We start from the raw sequence: 3907 nt of genomic DNA on the forward strand, positions 1-3907 counted from the left end.
GTCATTTCGGGCGCCGTGTCGCCGACATTGACCTTCTGGTGCAGCGTCAGCGCGCCGGCGGGGGCGATGCGTTCGTGGAGCACCCCGACCTGCCGCGCGAGCGCCGCGACGAGCACGCCGAGCACCGCGACGGCGATCCAAAGCAGGATTTGCGAGGCAAGGAAAAATCCGGTCATCGGGCAGCACTCCGGCTGGGGGCGGGAAGATGGGCGATTTCGCCGGCTGCAAAAAGCAGCACCACAAAGGCGAGGGCGGCGAAGATCGACTGGATGTCGATATCGCCGCCCCCCGCGGGAGAGAGGCAAAGGGCGAGCGCGGCAGCAGCGAGCGCGAAGGCGCGGCCGATGGTGAAGCGGCCGATGCCGCTACGCCGCGCGCCAAAGTCGCAGCCGCAATCGATGGCGCCGTCGCCGCGCCGGCGCGCCGCGAGCAGCGCAGCGCCATATCCGGCCCACAGCATGGCGGCGAGCAACGCCCCGGCGGAGCGCGACGCGGGAAAAAGCAGCGCCAGCGCGGCGGCGAACTCGATCGCGGCGGCCGCCATCGTCGCGGGCATCGCAAGCGCCGGGGCAAGCCGCAGCAGCCCGGCGGTCGCCTGCGTCAGCCGCGTCCGCTCGGCCAGCTTGTGCGCCGCCGCCACCGCGAGCACGATCGCGAGGAATAGCGCGAGAACCGGAAAGGCGGCGGACATCAGCGCGCCGCCGTCATCGTCATCGGATCGTGCGCGACGCTCGCGACGGTCCGCACGAACGCACCGCTCGCGGCGTCATAGACGTCCAGCGAGCCGTCGGGACGCGACGCGACGAGCAGCGGCTTTTCCTGCTGCGTCGCCTCGATCGACACGCTGTGGTTCTTGAGCGCGATGCGGCGGACGACCGTCTTCGCTTTCGGGTCGACGACCCACGCTTCGGTGCCGCCATCCTTGTGCGATCCTTCGATGCCCTTGGGGTTCATCAGGATGTAGAGCAGGCCCGCGCGGTCGGCCGATATCACCTGCCAGCCGCCGGGGCGCCATTCGGGCTCGCCGCCTGCCTGTTTCGGGATCGCAAAACCGCCGAGGTCCCTGGCCGCCGCGCCCGCAAAATCGATCGCCCGCAGATTGCCCTTGAAGCTGACGAACCACCCGGTGCGCCCGACCATTGCCGGCGTCATGTACAGCGGGTCGTCGTCGATCGTGTTGAACGCGGTGCTGGTGACCGCAGGCCCCGCCTTCCCCGCCGCATCGAGCGCGATGCTCGTCATCGTCCCGTCGGCGCAGAGCGAGGTAAAACCGCGCGGTCCGGTCGGATAGACGAGCGAGCAGCCCGGCAAGTCGATGTCCGACAGGATCTTGCGTCCCGGAAGGTCGACGACCGTCACCGACGACCCCGGCGTGAAATTGAAGACCAGCGCCCATTTCTCGTCATTGGTCAGCTGCAGGCTGTTGCGCAGCGTGACGAACAGGCCACGTTTGCCGCCGGGCAGGATAATCTCGTCCTTCGGCGCCAGCGTCTTCGTGTCCCAGATCGTGATGACATCGGTGCGTTCGCCGCGCGTCAGCCGCGAATAAAAGGTTTCGCCGACATAGATTTCGCCGCGCGTCGTCGACGGCAGGATGTTGCCGAATTGCGCGACGGGAATCTGCCCGCGCAGGTTGCCGTTCTCGGCGCCGACGTCGACGATCGCCGCGCGCCCGTCGGGCAAGCTGTTGAAGTGCAGGTCGTGCACGAAGACCCAGCTGCCCGGATAGCGTTCGGGCAGTTCGCCGACGGTCGGAACCGGCTCTTCGGGCAAAGGCTGGGGGAAGTCGGCAGCCGCGGAAACGCTGGCCGAGATCATCAATGCGGCAAAAGCCGCCCCCTTCGTGACGCGCAGCATCCGGGCACTCCCTCTTTATGGTGACAACGGGCTCTGACGGCCGATTCGACTTGATATTGTACACTCGACCTAATTTAGTCAATCGTATAAATTAGGTCACTTGTCCTAGAGGGTCGAGGCGGTTACGAAAGCCCCGGAGGCTGCTGAATCTTGACGAATTTCATTGTTCCCGACCTGAAAATCACGCCGCGCACGGGTGGCTATGCCCGTGGCCAGGATGGCTTTGAGCATATCCTGCGATCGGCGCTCGCGCTTCTGGTGAACCATGGTTCGGCCGCATTGACGCTGCGCCGGATCGCCGCCGAATCGGGAATGAACGTCGGCAACCTCAACTATTATTTTCGCTCGAAGGAAGAGCTGATCCGCGAACTGCTCAACGCCGTGATCAGCAGCTACGAGGAATCGTTCGACGAGATTATCCACGAACCGGGCGCCACCGCCGAAGCCCGGCTCGAAAATCTGGTGATGCTGATCCTCGAGGACATCACGACGAAGAAGACGACGCGCTTTTTCCCCGAACTATGGGCGATGGCGAACCACGACCCCTTTATCTACGACCGGATGAACGAGCTCTACGACCGCGCGCGCGTGTCGCTCAACGAACTGATCGGCGAGATCAACCCCGCGCTTCCCGACGATGAGCGCAAGATACTGGCGCTGTTCATTTCCGCCTCGATGGAAGGGATGACGATGTTCGCCGGTTACGAAAAGCCGTGGCGTGCCCAGATGCCGATGCTCGAAGCCATTGCACGGCGCAGTTTCATTCAGCTGGTGAGCACGCTGCGTCCGGGCGAGATCAAGGGCGAGTAGCCGGCTGCACCCCGGACCCGCGCGGCGCGCTCGTTTGAACGGTTAACGGCCCCGAAACACCGTTTGCCGATTGACGCCCCCGCGCGCGAAGCCGACAACATATTGAAGTATGACGATTCGGGCTGCGTCGCACAGCATCGGATCGAATAGCAAAACAGACCATAATCGGGACGCATCGCCATTGGGTCATCTACCAGTGCGGGGCGAATCCCGTTTTTGTTCGCGCGTACCTCCGCCGGACAATGTGGGGTCGCTTTGGACTTAAGGGATTTCCCGTGGCCGAAGCGAATATGGAGATCATCGGGCAAAGCGAGGCTATATCCAGCCTCTCCGCCATGCTGCCCAAAATCGCCCGGTCGGACGCGCCGGCCTTTCTGACGGGGTCGACCGGTACCGGCAAAGAGCATTTCGCGCGCATGTTGCACCGGATGAGCGATCGGCGCGACCGGCCGTTCGTTGCGATCAATTGCGCCGCCATACCCGACACGCTGTTCGAATCCGAACTCTTCGGGTTCGAAAAAGGCAGCTTCACCGGCGCGCATTATGCCCGCAAGGGTAAGGCGGTACTCGCCGACGGCGGCACCTTGTTCCTCGACGAGATCGGCGAACTGTCGCCCTATTCGCAGTCGAAGCTGCTTCGCGTACTCGAGGAAAAGGAGGTCTATCCGATCGGCGCCGACCGGCCGATCCACGTCGACCTGCGCCTGATCGCGGCAACCAACCGCAGCGTCGAGGACAATATCCGCACCGGGCAGTTTCGCGCCGACCTCTATTACCGGATCAACGTCGCGCGCGTCGTCATCCCCGACCTCGCCGAGCGGCCCGACGATATCCCGCTCTTCATCCAGTATTTCATCGACCGCTTCAACGCGCGCTATCGCACGCATGTCGCGATGCCCGACGCGGCACTGCTCGAAATCCTCAAAAGCTATGACTGGCCCGGCAATATCCGCGAAATCCGGAATTTCGTCGAAGCCGTGTTCATCGACCCGCCCGATGGCGCGATTACGCGCCAGCACATCCCCCTCGCGTTCGAAAAACTGCATCACATGTATGTGATGAGCGGCGAGGACGAGCGGCAGCGCATTCTCGACGCGCTCGAACAGACCAACTGGAACAAGGTCGAGGCGGCGAAGGCGCTGCACTGGTCGCGGATGACGCTCTATCGCAAGCTCACCAAATATAATGTCGCGCAGTCGCTCCAAGAAGGCGACGACTGATCCGCCGGCGCTGTAACAGG

The 3907-nt window shown here is 63.8% G+C and carries 4 protein-coding genes; 2 read left to right on the forward strand and 2 right to left on the reverse strand.

The annotated features are described in order from the left end of the window. Positions 1-172 precede the first annotated feature (172 nt). Both VGD20_RS01140 and VGD20_RS01145 read right to left on the reverse strand, forming a co-directional pair. Positions 173-691, reverse strand: coding sequence for a MauE/DoxX family redox-associated membrane protein (locus tag VGD20_RS01140; protein WP_331132692.1), 519 nt, complete (start codon positions 689-691; stop codon positions 173-175). After that, positions 691-1857 (reverse strand): amine dehydrogenase large subunit, encoded by a 1167-nt coding sequence (locus VGD20_RS01145; protein WP_331132693.1) that lies wholly within the window; start codon positions 1855-1857, stop codon positions 691-693. Before VGD20_RS01145 ends, VGD20_RS01140 begins: the two co-directional genes overlap by 1 nt. Before the next feature lie 150 nt (positions 1858-2007). Between VGD20_RS01145 and VGD20_RS01150 the strand changes: the two genes are divergently transcribed. Both VGD20_RS01150 and VGD20_RS01155 read left to right on the forward strand, forming a co-directional pair. Continuing rightward, on the forward strand, positions 2008-2667 hold the full coding sequence (locus VGD20_RS01150; protein WP_331132694.1) for a TetR/AcrR family transcriptional regulator: 660 nt from the start codon (positions 2008-2010) through the stop codon (positions 2665-2667). Positions 2668-2942: 275 nt separating this feature from the next. Next, positions 2943-3887: a sigma-54 interaction domain-containing protein gene (locus VGD20_RS01155; RefSeq protein ID WP_331132695.1), complete on the forward strand. Its 945-nt coding sequence runs from the start codon at positions 2943-2945 to the stop codon at positions 3885-3887. The last annotated feature ends 20 nt before the right edge of the window (positions 3888-3907 follow it).

This window comes from Sphingopyxis sp. (assembly GCF_036402335.1).
In the GTDB taxonomy this organism is placed as follows: Bacteria; Pseudomonadota; Alphaproteobacteria; order Sphingomonadales; family Sphingomonadaceae; genus Sphingopyxis.